This window comes from Edaphobacter modestus (assembly GCF_004217555.1).
Classification (GTDB): domain Bacteria; phylum Acidobacteriota; class Terriglobia; order Terriglobales; family Acidobacteriaceae; genus Edaphobacter; species Edaphobacter modestus.
Window position 1 is genome coordinate 1971919 of the sequence record NZ_SHKW01000001.1, and the last position, 14376, is coordinate 1986294.

The following is a 14376-nucleotide window of genomic DNA, read 5'->3' on the forward strand; positions in this document are numbered from 1 at the left end:
CACCGCTCTGCTACTGGTACCCGCCTTCGTTTCGAACTCCCGTCATCCTCTGCATCCGTAATTCTATGCACCCGTAATAAAGCCACACCTTTTTTTGTAGTGTCATCCCGACCGGAGCGAAGCGAAGTGGAGGGATCTGCGTCTTCTACAGCTTCGCGGTCCTCAACCGCAAAGCATTCGCAATCACCGAGACCGAGCTGAAGCTCATCGCCGCAGCCGCCACCATCGGGCTCAGCAGCCACCCGACCAGCGGATACAGCACGCCTGCCGCCAGCGGCACACCGGCAGCGTTATAGACGAACGCGAAGAACAGGTTCTGCCGGATATTCTTCATCGTCTTCTCACTCAGTCGCCTGGCCCGCAGCAATCCACGAAGATCTCCGCTTACCAGCGTGATGCCACCCGCTGCCATCGCTACGTCCGTGCCAGTCCCCATAGCAATCCCTACCTGAGCCGCGGCCAGCGCCGGCGCATCGTTCACCCCATCGCCAGCCATCGCGACAATCTTTCCTTCCTTCTGCAGCCGGCGCACCACCTCGGCCTTCCCTTCCGGCGAAACCTCCGCCTCAAACTCGATTCCCAATTTTTCGGCTACTGCGGCAGCCGTCGTGCGATTGTCCCCGGTCACCATCATCACCCTCAGCCCGCTCTTCCTCAGTGCATCGATTACCTCCGGCGACGAGCCCTTCACCGGATCGGCCACAGCAATCAACCCCGCGGCCTTCCCATCGATAGCGACCAGCATCACCGTCCGTCCGTCGCGTCGCAGCGCCTCAGCCCTCTGCGCCATCGCACTCGCGTCGACCCTCTCCTCCCGCATCAAAGCCACATTCCCCACAGCGACACACCAACCATCGATCACGCCCGTCACCCCCTTCCCCGTCACGGACACAAACTCCTTCACCGCGCCCAACGCAACTCCACGCCCCTCCGCGCCGGCAACAATCGCCGCCGCCAGCGGATGCTCACTCGCCCGCTCCAGGCTCGCCACAGCCCGCAGCAGATCGCCTTCGCTCACGCCTTCCGCCGCAATCACCTCCGTTACGCGCGGCTTCCCTTCCGTCAGGGTTCCTGTCTTATCCACCACCAGCGTGTCGACCTTCTCCAGCGTCTCCAGCGCCTCCGCATTCCGCACCAGGACGCCCTCATGCGCGCCGCGTCCCGTCGCCACCATGATCGACATCGGCGTCGCCAGCCCCAACGCACACGGACAAGCAATCAGCAGCACCGACACCGCAATCACCAGCGCATGCGCCAGCCTCGGCTCCGGACCCCACACCGCCCACACAATCGCCGCAATCGCCGCCGCCGCCAGCACCGCCGGTACAAAGTACGATGCCACCTGATCCGCCAGCCGCTGAATCGGCGCCCTGGACCGCTGCGCCTCGCTCACCATCTTCACGATCTGCGCCAGCAGCGTATCCGCGCCCACACGCTCCGCCCGCATCACCAGCGTCCCGGTCCCGTTGATGGTCCCGCCAACGACCTGCTCGCCCTTCGTCTTCTCCACCGGAACCGGCTCACCCGTCACCATCGACTCATCCACCGCGCTCCGGCCGTCCTCCACCACGCCGTCCACCGGAACCTTCTCGCCCGGCCGCACGCGCAGCCTGTCGCCCACCACAATCTCGCTCAGCGGAACATCTCTCTCCGTCCCATCTGCCGCGATCCTCCGCGCCGTCTTGGGAGCCAGCCCCAGCAGCGCCCGTATCGCCTCGCCCGTCTTGTCCCGAGCCCGAAGCTCCAGCACCTGCCCCAGCAGCACCAGCACCGTGATTACCGCCGCCGCTTCAAAGTACAGCCCCACCTCGCCGCCGTGCCCGCGAAACGAGCCCGGAAAGACTCCCGGCGCGACCACAGCCGCCACGCTGTACAGATAGGCGGCACCCGTTCCCATCGCAATCAGCGTGAACATATTCAGGCTGCGGTGCACCACCGACGCCCAGCCCCGCTCAAAGAACGGCCACCCACACCACAGCACTACCGGGCTCGCCAACGCCATCTGCGCCCACCCCATCCAGGTGCTCATCACGAGCCCCATAAACGGATGCCCCGGCCACATCTCCATCACCATCACCGCCAGCAGCGGGAGCGTCAGCGCCACTCCCACCCAGAACCGCAGCGTCATGCTCTTCAGCTCAGGATTCTCCTGGTCCGCCATCACCTCTCGCGGCTCCAGCGCCATCCCGCAGATCGGGCAGCTTCCCGGCCCATCCTTCATAATCTCCGGATGCATCGGGCACGTGTACTCCACCCGAGCCATCGCAGGCGCCACCGCCTCCAGCGCCATTCCACACTTTGGACACGCCGCCATCTTGTCCGACATCACCTCCGGGTGCATCGGACACGTATATCCTCCACTCCCATGCGCCACAGGCTTCGTCACCGCTGGAAGACCAGTTCCACCGCAGCAGCTCCCCGCAGCCTTAGCCGGACTCATCCCCCCAATCGCAACCAATCCCTCCGCTTCCCCCTCCAGCCGCGAGCCGTCATACCTCCCCGGCTCGGCCTCAAACTTCTTCCTGCACCCCTCGCAGCAGAAATACCAGCCCTTTCCCGCGTGTTCGCTCCTCCACTTCGCGGTCTCCACCTTCACCTGCATCCCACAGACCGGGTCCTTTACCATCTCGCTCATCGCTGAATCCCTCCTTCACCCAACGCAGACGGACAACCCGCTCTTTCATTACACACCGACCTCAAAATCTTTCCCCTCACCCGGCTTGCCACACCTCGATCCAAGGTGGTGTCATCATTCCGATGCCTTCCGAATCCCAGCGCACCGACGCCATCCAGCGTTCCATCGACGCCGTCTGGCGTATCGAGTCGGCAAAGCTCATCGCCGCCCTCACCCGCATCGTCCGCGACGTCGGCCTGGCCGAAGACCTCGCCCAGGACGCCCTCGTCGCCGCGCTCGAGCGCTGGCCCCAGACCGGCATCCCCGACAATCCCGCCGCCTGGCTCATGGCTGCCGCCAAAAACCGCGCCATCGACCTCCTCCGCCGCTCAAAGCTCCTCGAGCGCAAGCACCAGCAGCTCGGCTACGAGCTCGAAGCCACGCGCCAGCTCACCCCCGACGACATCAACGCCGCCATCGACTCCCCCGTCGCCGACGACCTCCTCCGTCTCATCTTCATCTCCTGCCACCCCATCCTCTCGCCCGAATCCCGCGTCGCCCTCACCCTTCGTCTCCTCGGTGGCCTCACCACCGACGAGATCGCCCGCGCCTTCCTCCTCTCCGAGCCCACCGTCGCCCAGCGCATCGTCCGCGCCAAACGCACCCTCAGCGACGCGAAGATCCCCTTCGAGCTCCCTCGCGGAGTCGAGTTCACCTCCCGCCTCGCTTCGGTCCTCCAGGTCCTCTACCTCATCTTCAACGAAGGCTACTCCGCCACCGCCGGCGACGACTGGACCCGTCCCGCCCTCTGCGAAGACGCCCTCCGCCTCGGCCGCATCCTCAGCGAACTTGTTCCCGATGAATCCGAGGTCCACGGACTCGCCGCACTGATGGAGATCCAGGCCTCCCGCCTCCACGCCCGCATCGGCCCCTCCGGCGAGCCCATCCTTCTCCTCGATCAGGATCGCGCCCGCTGGGACCAGATCCTCATCGGACGCGGTCTCGCCGCCCTCGAGCACGCCCAGCAGACCTCCGCCCGCCTCTCCTCTCCCATCGGCTCCTACACCCTGCAGGCAGCCATCGCCGCCTGCCACGCCCGCGCCGTCACCGCCGAGGCGACCGACTGGCATCGCATTGCTTCCCTCTACGCTCAGCTCGTCCGGCTCACCCCTTCTCCTATCGTCGAGCTCAACCGCGCTGTCGCTGTCTCCATGGCCTCAGGTCCTGCCGTCGCTCTCCCTCTGATCGATGCCCTCACCGATGAGCCAGCCCTCAAGAGCTACCATCTGCTCCCCAGCGTGCGCGGCGATCTGCTCCTCAAGCTCGGACGTCATCAGGAGGCCCGCACCGAATTCGAGCGCGCCGCCACCCTCACCCGCAACGAGCGCGAGCGAACCCTCCTCCTCAACCGAGCCAGGGCTGCAGGTCAGGTCTCCTGACATTTAGAGAAACTGCATACTCGTAGAGCCCCGCTGACCGGCTCCACGAGTATGCGAGCTATCGGTTCACACCTTCCATAGCGCCCAGACCCAACAGATACTGGTCGATACTGATGAACACAGCCCTGTTGTTGTCGATCGGATAACTCACGAAATCGTTTGCCGTGGTGAAAGCCACAGCGTCGAAGCCCGCCAGTGACAGGATTCCGCTGGAGTTGTCCAGACTCCCCGTCAGACTCACATTCGGCGTCGGTGTGCCCGAGTCGTTATAGTCGGTAAATCCGCTGTAGCTCCCGGACGTGACCGTGACTGCGCCTCCCGCACTCCATGGCGGGTTGTCGGTGTCAGTGACCAGGAATCCCTGGTTCGTAAGAGCGTACGTCCCCGCCAAAACCGGTGATGAAACCGTCTGCCGATAACCCGGACCCGCACTGATCTCTACCAGATCCGCTCCCATCACCAGCGCATTTCCGTTGCCGTCCAGATAGATTTCGAATGCATACGGACCGCCCAGAGGAGCGTATTGAGTCGTTACATTGCTCAACGTCACCCGGCCCGTAGCATCAACCGTGTAACTCCCGCCGGTAATCGTGTCCTCTCCTTGCTTCACAAGATCATTGATCGACATCGGGCCTGACACCGTACCATTGCTAAAGGCGAAGGAACCCGCAAGATCGAGCACTCCATTCGAATCCACGCCGCTACTTCCATAGACATAGGTAGTGCCCGTAATACTGTTCGAAGTGAACGTACCCGCATTGGAGCCCTGTCCCAAAGCCATGCCTGCAAGGTTGTAATTCAAGCCATCTGCCTGGCTTTCGATCAGCTGGATCTGGTTCGTTCCGACGACATAGCCGGTAAGGAGGATCGCCGCAACACCGGAAGCGGTGCTCGGCGTAAGCGTGAAAGTCATCCTGCCATAGGAGTCCGGAGTATTCGTCGAACCCGACGCAAAGCTCTGCGCTGCTTTAAGAGTCCCGCCAAAGTTGAAGTCGAAGACGCTGTTGCTGGCAGACAACGTAGTCCCGCTGATATTCAGCACGCCACCAATTGCAGTTGCAATGGTGGCAACAGGATTCTTCGTAGTATCGAAGCCCACGCCGGAGATAAGAAATGCATATCCCCCTGCAGGAGCTGCGACGCTTGTTTGCAGATCGATCGATCCCGTGCCGGTGGCATACCCGTCATATTCAGAAACCAGCGTCCGGGAGTTCGAAACCTTAGTACCTTGCAACGTAATCGCGCCATTGCCATTGGGGCCAATGTTCGTATTACTCGTCGCAAGCACGATTTGGAGATTGGTTCCGGAGCCGCTTGAAATACTGCTTCCAGCTTGATTGATTGCATTGCTATATCCGGTCACAGAGTCAGAGAAATCCTGCTCCCCGCCCGTGATCACACCATTCGCAATCACAAACGCCCCGGCAAAGAAGCAAGGTCCGTTCGCGTTCTGTCCAGCAACGTGATAGACATAAGTGCCGTCGTTGAGAATGGCGCTCGAAGTGGCGGCTATGATGATCGTCGCAGACGCCGACTTCGTAGTGTCGGTTATTGAGGTGGCCGTGACTGTCACGGTGTTTCCCGTCGGAACTGCCGAGGGCGCCGTGTAGACGACTGAACTTCCGCTCGCAGTCTGAGCTGAACCGAACGACCCGCATGCAGAGGTGCCGCAGCTCGCCGTCCACTTCACACCACCGTTTGCGCTGTCATTGCTCACGATGGCCATGATGCTCGTCTTCGCGTTCACTGTAAGCGATGACGGTGGCAGGGGGGTAATCAAAACCATCACCGGAGGAGGCGCAGGCGGGGTAATCGTAATCGTCGCCGACGCGGTCTTCGTGCTGTCTGTTACCGAGGTCGCCGTCACGGTCACAGTATTCGAAGTTGGAACCGCAGCAGGCGCAGTGTAGGTCGTGCTCGCCCCGCTCGCCGTGGATGCAGCGCTGAACGAGCCACATGCGGAGCTACCGCAGGTTACCGTCCATCTGACGCCAGCGTTGGCACTGTCATTGCTCACGTTTGCTGTCAGGGCAGTCTGCGCATTCACTGTCAGAGAAGCAGGCGGTTGCGCGCTCAGCGCGACCGAGACCGCAGCAGCAGGAGGAGGAGGAGGAGTCGGATCGGACGAACCTCCACACCCAATCAGTCCAAAGACGAGAGTCGCCGCAGCCACGAAAAGAACATTCTGTGTGCTCTTCATCGGGCACCGCCATTCAGGTCGCTCTGTGTCTGTCTCGGCTGGGCTGTAGCGGCACCACTCATCCCGCGAGCCGGAAAACCATTTCTGCTACGCACCGTAATCGTCTCGCCACCGACGACCAGTTCACGGGCCAGCAGATAGTCTTTCCCGTTGATCGATCGCATAAAGCCCGTCACCTGAACCGTCTCCCCTGCGCGAAGCTGCTCTCTGACCTTGGGATCGAGGTTCATACCGGCATTCACATCGACGACCTGCCGCGAACCGCTAAGAACGAAGTTGAAACCCGCCGGAGCACCGGTAGAGCGATTCGCAACGATCTCTCGAATCACTCCTCCCGTCGTGATCTCCTCGCTGGCCTTCCAGGCCTGAATCGAGGAATCCGACATATGGAGGCTTCGTCCCTGCCCCGCAGCCGGATATCCAGCCGCAACGCAGAGTAGAACCAAACAGAAAGCAGGACTGATCATCCGGCAAGACATCACAGGTCACCTCATCTGCTGAATTTTTGAAAATCGCGGCCCGGGACCCAACTGCGTTTCAACTCTCCACAGGCAAAGCCAACCAATCCCGGTTACCTGGAAAACGTCGCCAATCTGTCGAATTTGATCTTTACGTAGCCCGTAAACGCGGAAGCACCAAAAATTGGCCGAATGGGGGAGAGGAAAAATACTGCGACATTACACCCTGTCTGTTACCCACACGACATCATGCTACTTGTATCGATTTCGCGCCACTTTTTTTCAGCTTTTTCATCTCACGAGAAATCCATTCCCCACTTGGCAAGCCATTTACCTTGAAGCGGATGAAGACAAACTCGAGATTCTTTGGAAGTCGACGCCCCCTTATCTCCAAATCGCAGCAAATTCACATGTCAAGCGACATATAGCGTAAGTCTCTAATATTCAATGACATGTGAGTGCCGATTCAAAGACGTCATCCCGCTATACTGGACACAGGACCTTGAACGGATGACATCGCCTGAACCCGACGTACAAGCCATTTATTTTCAATAATTTGCTCGTAAGTTGCCTGAATGCAATATTTTACGTTCGGGGTCCAGGACTAACTCCTGTTGAATGAATATTTTGCACCAAAAACTATAGAGGCCCCGAGGATCGAGAGCTGACATGTCCGACAACCGAACTGACCTCCTCAATCTCATCGCCACCCACTCCTTCCGCCTCGGCGACTTCACCCTCGCCAGCGGCCAGAAGTCCGACTACTACATCGACTGCCGCACCACCACCCTGCACGCCGAGGGCGGTCGCCTCTCCGGCCTCCTCCTCTACGACCTCATCCGCCAGCACTTCCCCCAGGCCGAGGCCGTCGGCGGACTCACCATGGGAGCCGACCCTGTCGTCTCGAACACCGCCAGCGCCTCCGCCTGGCACCACCTGCACCACAAACACGACCCCGTCGTCCACGGCTTCCTCGTCCGCAAGGCCGAGAAGACCCACGGAACCGGACGCCGCCTCGAAGGCTTCCACAAGCTCGGCGCGCACGTCGTCATCGTCGACGACGTCTGCACCACCGGAGGCTCCACCATCACCGCCATCGAGGCCACGAAAGAATCCGGCATGAACGTCATCGGAGTCCTCTGCCTCGTAGACCGTGAACAAGGTGGACGAGCCAACATAGAAGCCGCCGCCCCCCACGCCCCCTTCTACTCCGTCTTCACCGCCAACGACGTCCGCGCCGCCCATGTGGCGTTGAAGGACGTGAAATGAGCACGCACTGTTGCGAGCGGATGACCCTGCTCTTAAATGATGGCGAAGGCGCGGCCATCATTTACAACTCGAAGTTCGATGAATATGGAATCCCCGTACTGGATGGAGGTTCCAGCTATATCACCCTTGAATTCTGCCCTTGGTGTGGAGCAAAACTCCCGCCCAGCAAGCGCGATGAATACTTCGGCCGGCTGGAAGGATAAACTAGAGAAGACATGATTCCCACCCTAGAATGGCTCCCGAACGGCGTTAACTTCCTCGACCAAACCAAGCTTCCCCTCGAGGAGACCTACGTCCTCGCAACCGACTACCAGCAGGTCGCCACCGTCATCCGCGACATGATCGTCCGCGGCGCGCCCGCCATCGGAGTCTCCGCCGCCATGGGCGTCGCACTCGGCGTCAGCCAGTCGAAGGCCACGAGCATCGAGGCCCTCAACGCTGAGGTGGCCACCATCGGTGACACCCTCGCAGCCACGCGGCCCACCGCCGTCAATCTCTTCTGGGCCATCGAGCGCATGCGCGACAAGTACAACGCCCTCGCCACCGCAGGCACACCCATCCCCGAGATCAAGGCCGCGCTCATCAAGGAAGCCCAGCAGATGTACGACGAAGACATCGCCGCCTGCAAGGCTATGGGAGCCCACGGTGCACCGCTGCTCCCGCAGGAAGGCACCGTCCTCACCCACTGCAACGCTGGAGCCCTCGCCACCTGCGGCTACGGCACCGCCCTCGGAGTCATCCGTGCCGCCGTCGAGCGCGGCCACAAGATCGACGTCTACGCCGACGAGACCCGCCCGTACCTGCAGGGAGCACGTCTCACCGCGTGGGAGCTGTTACACGACAACATCCCCACCACCGTCCTCTGCGACAACATGGCCGGCTCGCTGATGCGTCAGGGCAAGATCCACGCCGTCATCGTCGGGGCCGACCGCATCGCCGCCAACGGCGACACCGCCAACAAGATCGGAACCTATTCGGTCGCCGTCCTCGCCAAAGAACACGGCATCCCGTTCTACGTCGCCGCTCCGCTCTCGACCATCGACCTTCAAACCGCCACAGGTGATGACATACCTATAGAGCAGCGCTCCGCCACCGAGGTCACCCACTCGAACGGCAAGCAGATGACGCCCAACGGTGCCGCCATTCAGAACCCCGCCTTCGACGCCACCCCGGCGAAGTACATCACCGCCATCATCACCGAGCACGGCATCCTCCGCACCCCCTACGAGCAATCGATCCGCGACATGTTCGACAAGGCTGCGGCAAAGCCGGAGCTAGTCACCGCATAACCGGTTCCGGTCCGCAAGGACCGGGACCTACGATCTCGTCAGGTAAAAAGCCCACTCCACCTGGACCGCGACAAGCACCGCCACGGCAGCCCAGCCGCGCCATCGCGCGCCGCCCGCCTGCCCGGCAAGCTGTTGCGCCATAACTCCCATCAGCGCCAGTGGAGCGATCACGGGAAAGTGATACGTGGGGTGCGACATCGTCACCCAGTACGGAAGGCCATAGAGCACAATCGTTGCCGTCAGCAGCCAGGTCTCCCACCGCGACCACAGACCGCCGGGCGCCGCAGCGATCCAGAAGAACGCATACCCCGCGATCATCAGGTAACAGATCGCATCCATCCCAAACACCGGCACAAACCAGCGTCTCCCCGCACCGCCCGCGCCGTGCAGATTTGCTGCCGTGAAGGTGTCGAAGCCCCAGAAGCAACGCACCCGATTCACCGTACGCAGCACAAACAGATCCGGCCGGTGCAGCACGTATTCCATCGCCAGCTGCTTGAACTCTGCTCCGCGAGCCGTCTTAGGAAGCGTCACCACCCGGCGAACGATCCTCTCGTACTCCGGAAACTGGTGAATCTCTTCCGTCCCCAGCTTGGCGTGCGACCCGAAGTACCAGGTCCGATACAGCGGTGTCCACGGATTATTTCCGTAATACAGGTTCGCCCCGTTGGAGTTGTTAATCGTCCACTGTCCCGAAAGCTGGTGCACCTCCACCATCCACGCACAGATCAGCACCGATCCCAGAGCGACTGCGGCCAACGGCTCCGCCACACGTCTCCGCCGTAAGAACACCAATGCGGGCAGCGCAATCATCAGCGGAATCGCACTGGGGCGCACCAGCGAAAGCCCGCCGCACGCCAGGCCCAGCAGAAGCGCCTCGCCCCAGCCGGCGCGACGCGAACACCGCATCGCGGCGCTCAGCGCCAACAACAGCAGGGCCGCCGAAGGCATCTGCGTCATCGGCTCAATCGAAAAATGAATCAGCGCCGGCGTCACGCTGAAGACGGCCAACAGCACCAGCGATATCTTTTTCTTTACTCCCAGGTCGGCAGACAGCCGCAGAAATCCAAGACAGAACAGCAGCCACCAGGGCAGCATCGCCGCCCGCAATCCTGCGTCGCCCAGCCCGGCTCTAAGAAACGGAACAAGATAAAGCGAAAGGCCCGGCGGCCAGTACGGTACAAACGGCCTGCCATCCATCAGGAGCAGAGCCATCTCGCGGTAGTCGCTCGAATCGGACGCCAACGGCGTACCCGAAACCGCGTGCAGCACCAGCAGCCTCAGGGCAAGACTCGCCACGACAACCACCGCGAACAGCAGCCACTCTTTCGGTCTTCCTTCGCTGATCGCTTCTTTGCGCTCGCTCAACGCCGGTCCTGCCATCCGCTCCTGGCTGGCTTTCACATGCTCTCCTGAATCAACGGCATCCCCGCAAGAAACAAGAAAACCCTGGGTGAGCGCAACAACAACCTCATCATATCGCGACCTCGCATCCTCGCATCCGGGCTGGCTGGCCACGCCTCGTCAAAACTTCTACCCTAGGGAGACAGCCCGGTGATCTACCCCTTTCTCAATCCGCGCCACCGTTCTCTCCTTCGTGGAACCTTCCTCGTGCTCGCCAGCCTCGGCGTCGCGGTTCTGCTCTCTGACTTTCCCCGCAATCGCGCCACGCCTCTGCTCGTACTTCCTGCCATCGCCGCGGTCGCCGGAACCATCGATCACCTTCGCTGCATGCAAACGCGATGGAGCTTCTACCACGGTGGCGTCCTGCTTCTCATCTACATGGACCTGATGGCACTCGGCATGATCCTGTTCTTTCTCCTTTATCCCTATGCGCTGTGGATCACACACTCTACATAGTCCTGCACGGACCTATGTCGTATACTCGCGGTGACTTCCAGCACGCACCTTTTGAAACTCTCAAGGGAGAATCTTCATGCTCAAAGGTTTTCGCGACTTCATCCTTCGCGGCAACGTGATGGATCTGGCTGTCGCTGTCGTCATCGGCGCCGCTTTCACGGCAATCGTCACTGCCCTCACAGCCAACATCATCAATCCCCTGATGGGTGCCATCGTCGGCCAGCCTAACTTCGATTCCATGGTCGCGCACGTCAACGGCGGCGTAATCGAATACGGCAAGTTCATCACCGCCGTGATTCACTTCCTCCTGATCGCCGCGGTCGTCTACTTCTTCCTGGTGCTGCCAACACAGTATCTGCTCAAGAAGTTCAATCCAGCGGCAGCCACGCTGCCCGCAACCAAGGCCTGCCCTGAGTGCCTCTCCGATATCCCTGTCGCGGCCCATCGCTGCAAGTTCTGCGGCCAGCCCGTCGCTGCCTGAGCTCTCTTTGTTTCTTGCCTGCGTGGCGCCGAGCCCTGTCAGCGCGCCACACGGAATGCTGTACTCTTACCTCTAACCCAATCCTTTAGAGGTTCACTTGCGCGCTGTCCGGACCCTGGCCTCCCCGCTCCTCTTCGCCGCCCTCACGGTTTCGGCTCAGACTCCGCACGTCTTCGGCTACCGCGACTTCACCCAGCAGGCAAAGTGGGACGCCGCCTTTCTCCCCGTGCCCGACGCCGCGCTCGCCGGACAACACCTGAAGATCCTCACCGCGACCCCTCACTGGGCCAGTTCGCAGCAGGACTACGCGACCGCCGTCTATGTCGCCGACAAGTTCAAGGCCGCCGGCCTCGAAACCCGGATCGTCCCTTACAGGGTGCTTCTCAACAAGCCCGTAAAGATCTCCATCGAGGCCTTCAACGCCAACGGCGAAAAACTGATGTCCGGCCCCTCCCCCGAGCACGTGGATCCTAAGAAGCACGGCGGCGATCCCTTTCAGGATCTCCCGAACATCCTTCCGGCCTTCAACGGCTCTTCTCCGTCGGGTGACGTCACCGGCGAAGTCGTCTATGCCAACTACGGCAGCCTCGCCGACTTCAAGAAGCTCGCCAGCCTCGGCATCAGCGTAAAGGACAAGATCGTCCTCGTCCGTTATGGCTCCAACTTTCGCGGGGTCAAGGTCTATCTCGCCCAGCAGTATGGAGCCAAAGGCGTACTCATCTACTCCGACCCCGCCGACGACGGCTACTTCCGCGGCGACATCTATCCCAAGGGTCCCTTCCGTCCCGAGTCCGGTGTCCAGCGAGGCTCCGTACAGTTCCTTCCCATCTATCCCGGCGATCCCCAGACCCCCGGCGTCGCCTCCACGCCCGATCTTCCCGACTCCAAACGCATCCCGCTCGCCGACCTCAAAGGAAACGAGCCTTCCATCCCCTCGAACCCCCTCTCCTACAAGGACGCCGCGCCCATCCTGAAGTGCCTCGACGGCCCGGTCTCTCCCCGTGACTGGCAGGGAGCGCTTCCCTTCACCTACCACCTCGGCGGTACCAGTCGCGTGACCGTCCACATGCATCTGGAGCAGGACACGGCGCTGCGAACCATCTGGGACGTCATCGGGACGATCGAAGGAACCGATGCCTCGCAGAAAGACGACTGGGTCGTGGCCGGAAACCATCGCGATGCCTGGGTCTTTGGAGCCGTCGATCCCAGCTCCGGCACCGCCGCCATGCTCGAGGCCATTCATGGCCTCGGCGAGTTGCTCAAACAGGGATGGCGGCCGAAGCGTCGCATCGTCATCGGTTCCTGGGACGCCGAAGAAGAGGGCCTCATCGGCTCAACCGAATGGGCCGAGCAACATGCCAGTGATCTGGCGCGCGCCGTGGCCTACTTCAATACCGACGTCGGTGTGTCCGGTCCTGACTTCAAAGCCGCCGCCGTCCCTTCACTCAAACAGTTCGTGCGGGAGGTCTCCATGCGGGTGCCCTCGCCCAGAGGGGGGACCGTCTACCAGCAGTGGAAAACGGTGCAGGAGACCGATGCCGGCAACCACACCGCTTCCACTCTCGGGGCCACTCACATCAGCTCCCTAGGCGAAGAAGACGTTCGCGTCGGGGACCTCGGCTCCGGCTCCGACTACACTCCCTTCCTCCAGCATCTTGGCGTGCCCTCTACCGACATCGGGTCGGAAGGTCCCTACGGCGTATACCACTCCGTCTTTGACAACTACAACTGGTTCACCAAATTCGCCGATCCCACCTTCGTCTACGAGCAGCAGCAGGCTCGCATCTTCGGCCTTGAGATCCTTCACATGGCCGACGCCGATGTCCTGCCCTACGACTATCAGCTCTACGGCAAAGAGATCGCAGGCTACCTCGAAAGCGCCCGCCGCCGCGCCGCCACCAGCCATCTGACGCTCGATTTTGCGCCAGCCCTTGAGGCCGCCCGTCGTTTCGAATCTGCCGGGGCTGCCATCCGGGATCGCCAGCTCTCCCCACCCCCCAACCCGGCTAGTCTCAACCGCGCCCTGCGCGACGCTGAGACCTCTCTCCTGAATCCGGAAGGGCTCCCGCATCGCTCGTGGTACAAGCACACCATCTACGCTCCCGGCGAATACACCGGCTATGCTGCCGTCGTCATTCCTGGAGTCAACGAGGCCATCAGCGAGCCTGACGCCGCTCGCGCCAACGCGCAGCTTGCCCAGCTCACCCAGGCACTCAATCGCGCCTCCGCTGTCCTCGAAGCCGCAAAGTAACTCTGGGCACGACAAAGTAACTCCGACACAACAAAAAGGGCGTATCCGAAGGACACGCCCTTTTGCTTTCGATTTCGGAGAACCAGATCGAATTACCGGTTCCCATCCTATGTAACTTTACGTGGTTCAGAGATTCCCGGGCTCAGCCCGAATTTCCCTTCCCCGGTTCATGTCACTTTGGTTGGGTCGACTTGCTTTCTGCCATCCATTGGTACGTCCGGTTACCCGGATGTTCCGATCAGGAGTAGTCCTGATCTTCTGGTTGGCCATACGCTACTCTCTCCTTCTGGAAGATTTCTCTTCCGTTACAAGTTAAGACTTCAAGTCCGGCTGCGGCGTTGTCTTCTTCGCGCGTTTTCTGCCTGTGCAAAACTCGCAGCGCCAGACTTCAATGCATTAGCGCGACTTAGCGAGCCGCAGCTCTCTTCTTCGCTCCCCGCCTAGCCGATGCCGACCTCGACGGAGCCGACCGCTTCGCCGCCGCTCGTTTCGCCTGGCGCGACAGCGCCTCAATA

General features: G+C 61.4%; 11 protein-coding genes. 7 read left to right on the plus strand and 4 right to left on the minus strand.

The window, feature by feature from the left end:
- Window positions 1-145 precede the first annotated feature (145 nt).
- A complete protein-coding gene (locus BDD14_RS08180) occupies window positions 146-2635 on the minus strand; it encodes a heavy metal translocating P-type ATPase (RefSeq protein ID WP_242617825.1) in 2490 nt (829 codons plus the stop codon).
- A gap of 122 nt (window positions 2636-2757) precedes the next feature.
- Between BDD14_RS08180 and BDD14_RS08185 the strand changes: the two genes are divergently transcribed.
- The gene (locus BDD14_RS08185) at window positions 2758-4053 is read left to right on the plus strand and encodes an RNA polymerase sigma factor (protein WP_130418367.1); all 1296 of its coding nucleotides are present in this window, start codon (window positions 2758-2760) and stop codon (window positions 4051-4053) included.
- A 58-nt stretch (window positions 4054-4111) separates the two neighbouring features.
- Here the strand turns inward: BDD14_RS08185 and BDD14_RS08190 are convergent, their stop codons facing one another.
- Together BDD14_RS08190 and BDD14_RS08195 are read right to left on the minus strand one after the other, a co-directional pair.
- A complete protein-coding gene (locus BDD14_RS08190) occupies window positions 4112-6253 on the minus strand; it encodes a beta strand repeat-containing protein (RefSeq protein WP_130418368.1) in 2142 nt (713 codons plus the stop codon).
- Complete coding sequence (locus tag BDD14_RS08195) at window positions 6250-6639, minus strand: hypothetical protein (protein WP_130418369.1); 390 nt, start codon at window positions 6637-6639, stop codon at window positions 6250-6252. Before BDD14_RS08195 ends, BDD14_RS08190 begins: the two co-directional genes overlap by 4 nt.
- A gap of 741 nt (window positions 6640-7380) precedes the next feature.
- Between BDD14_RS08195 and pyrE the strand changes: the two genes are divergently transcribed.
- Genes pyrE through mtnA form a run of 3 tightly spaced genes read left to right on the plus strand, consistent with a single transcriptional unit; the run spans window position 7381 to window position 9269 of the window.
- Complete coding sequence (gene pyrE, locus BDD14_RS08200; protein WP_130418370.1) at window positions 7381-7980, plus strand: orotate phosphoribosyltransferase; 600 nt, start codon at window positions 7381-7383, stop codon at window positions 7978-7980.
- Window positions 7977-8183 carry a DUF6980 family protein gene (locus tag BDD14_RS08205; protein WP_130418371.1) on the plus strand — a complete coding sequence of 69 codons (207 nt, stop codon included), beginning with the start codon at window positions 7977-7979 and terminating at the stop codon, window positions 8181-8183. Before pyrE ends, BDD14_RS08205 begins: the two co-directional genes overlap by 4 nt.
- 12 nt (window positions 8184-8195) lie before the next feature.
- On the plus strand, window positions 8196-9269 hold the full coding sequence (mtnA, locus tag BDD14_RS08210; protein ID WP_130418372.1) for an S-methyl-5-thioribose-1-phosphate isomerase: 1074 nt from the start codon (window positions 8196-8198) through the stop codon (window positions 9267-9269).
- Window positions 9270-9296: 27 nt separating this feature from the next.
- On the opposite strand, the gene BDD14_RS08215 is transcribed toward mtnA, so the two are convergent.
- Window positions 9297-10673 carry a hypothetical protein gene (locus BDD14_RS08215; RefSeq protein WP_130418373.1) on the minus strand — a complete coding sequence of 459 codons (1377 nt, stop codon included), beginning with the start codon at window positions 10671-10673 and terminating at the stop codon, window positions 9297-9299.
- Window positions 10674-10823: 150 nt separating this feature from the next.
- On the opposite strand from BDD14_RS08215, the gene BDD14_RS08220 reads away from it, so the two are divergent.
- The 3 genes from BDD14_RS08220 to BDD14_RS08230 all read left to right on the plus strand — a co-directional run bounded on the left by BDD14_RS08220 (window position 10824) and on the right by BDD14_RS08230 (window position 13861).
- Window positions 10824-11129, plus strand: a complete 306-nt coding sequence (locus BDD14_RS08220) for a permease (RefSeq protein WP_130418374.1) — start codon at window positions 10824-10826, stop codon at window positions 11127-11129.
- Window positions 11130-11205: 76 nt separating this feature from the next.
- On the plus strand, window positions 11206-11610 hold the full coding sequence (gene mscL, locus BDD14_RS08225; RefSeq protein ID WP_130418375.1) for a large conductance mechanosensitive channel protein MscL: 405 nt from the start codon (window positions 11206-11208) through the stop codon (window positions 11608-11610).
- Between the two features lie 97 nt (window positions 11611-11707).
- Window positions 11708-13861, plus strand: a complete 2154-nt coding sequence (locus BDD14_RS08230) for a M28 family metallopeptidase (RefSeq protein WP_130418376.1) — start codon at window positions 11708-11710, stop codon at window positions 13859-13861.
- Window positions 13862-14376: the final 515 nt, after the last annotated feature.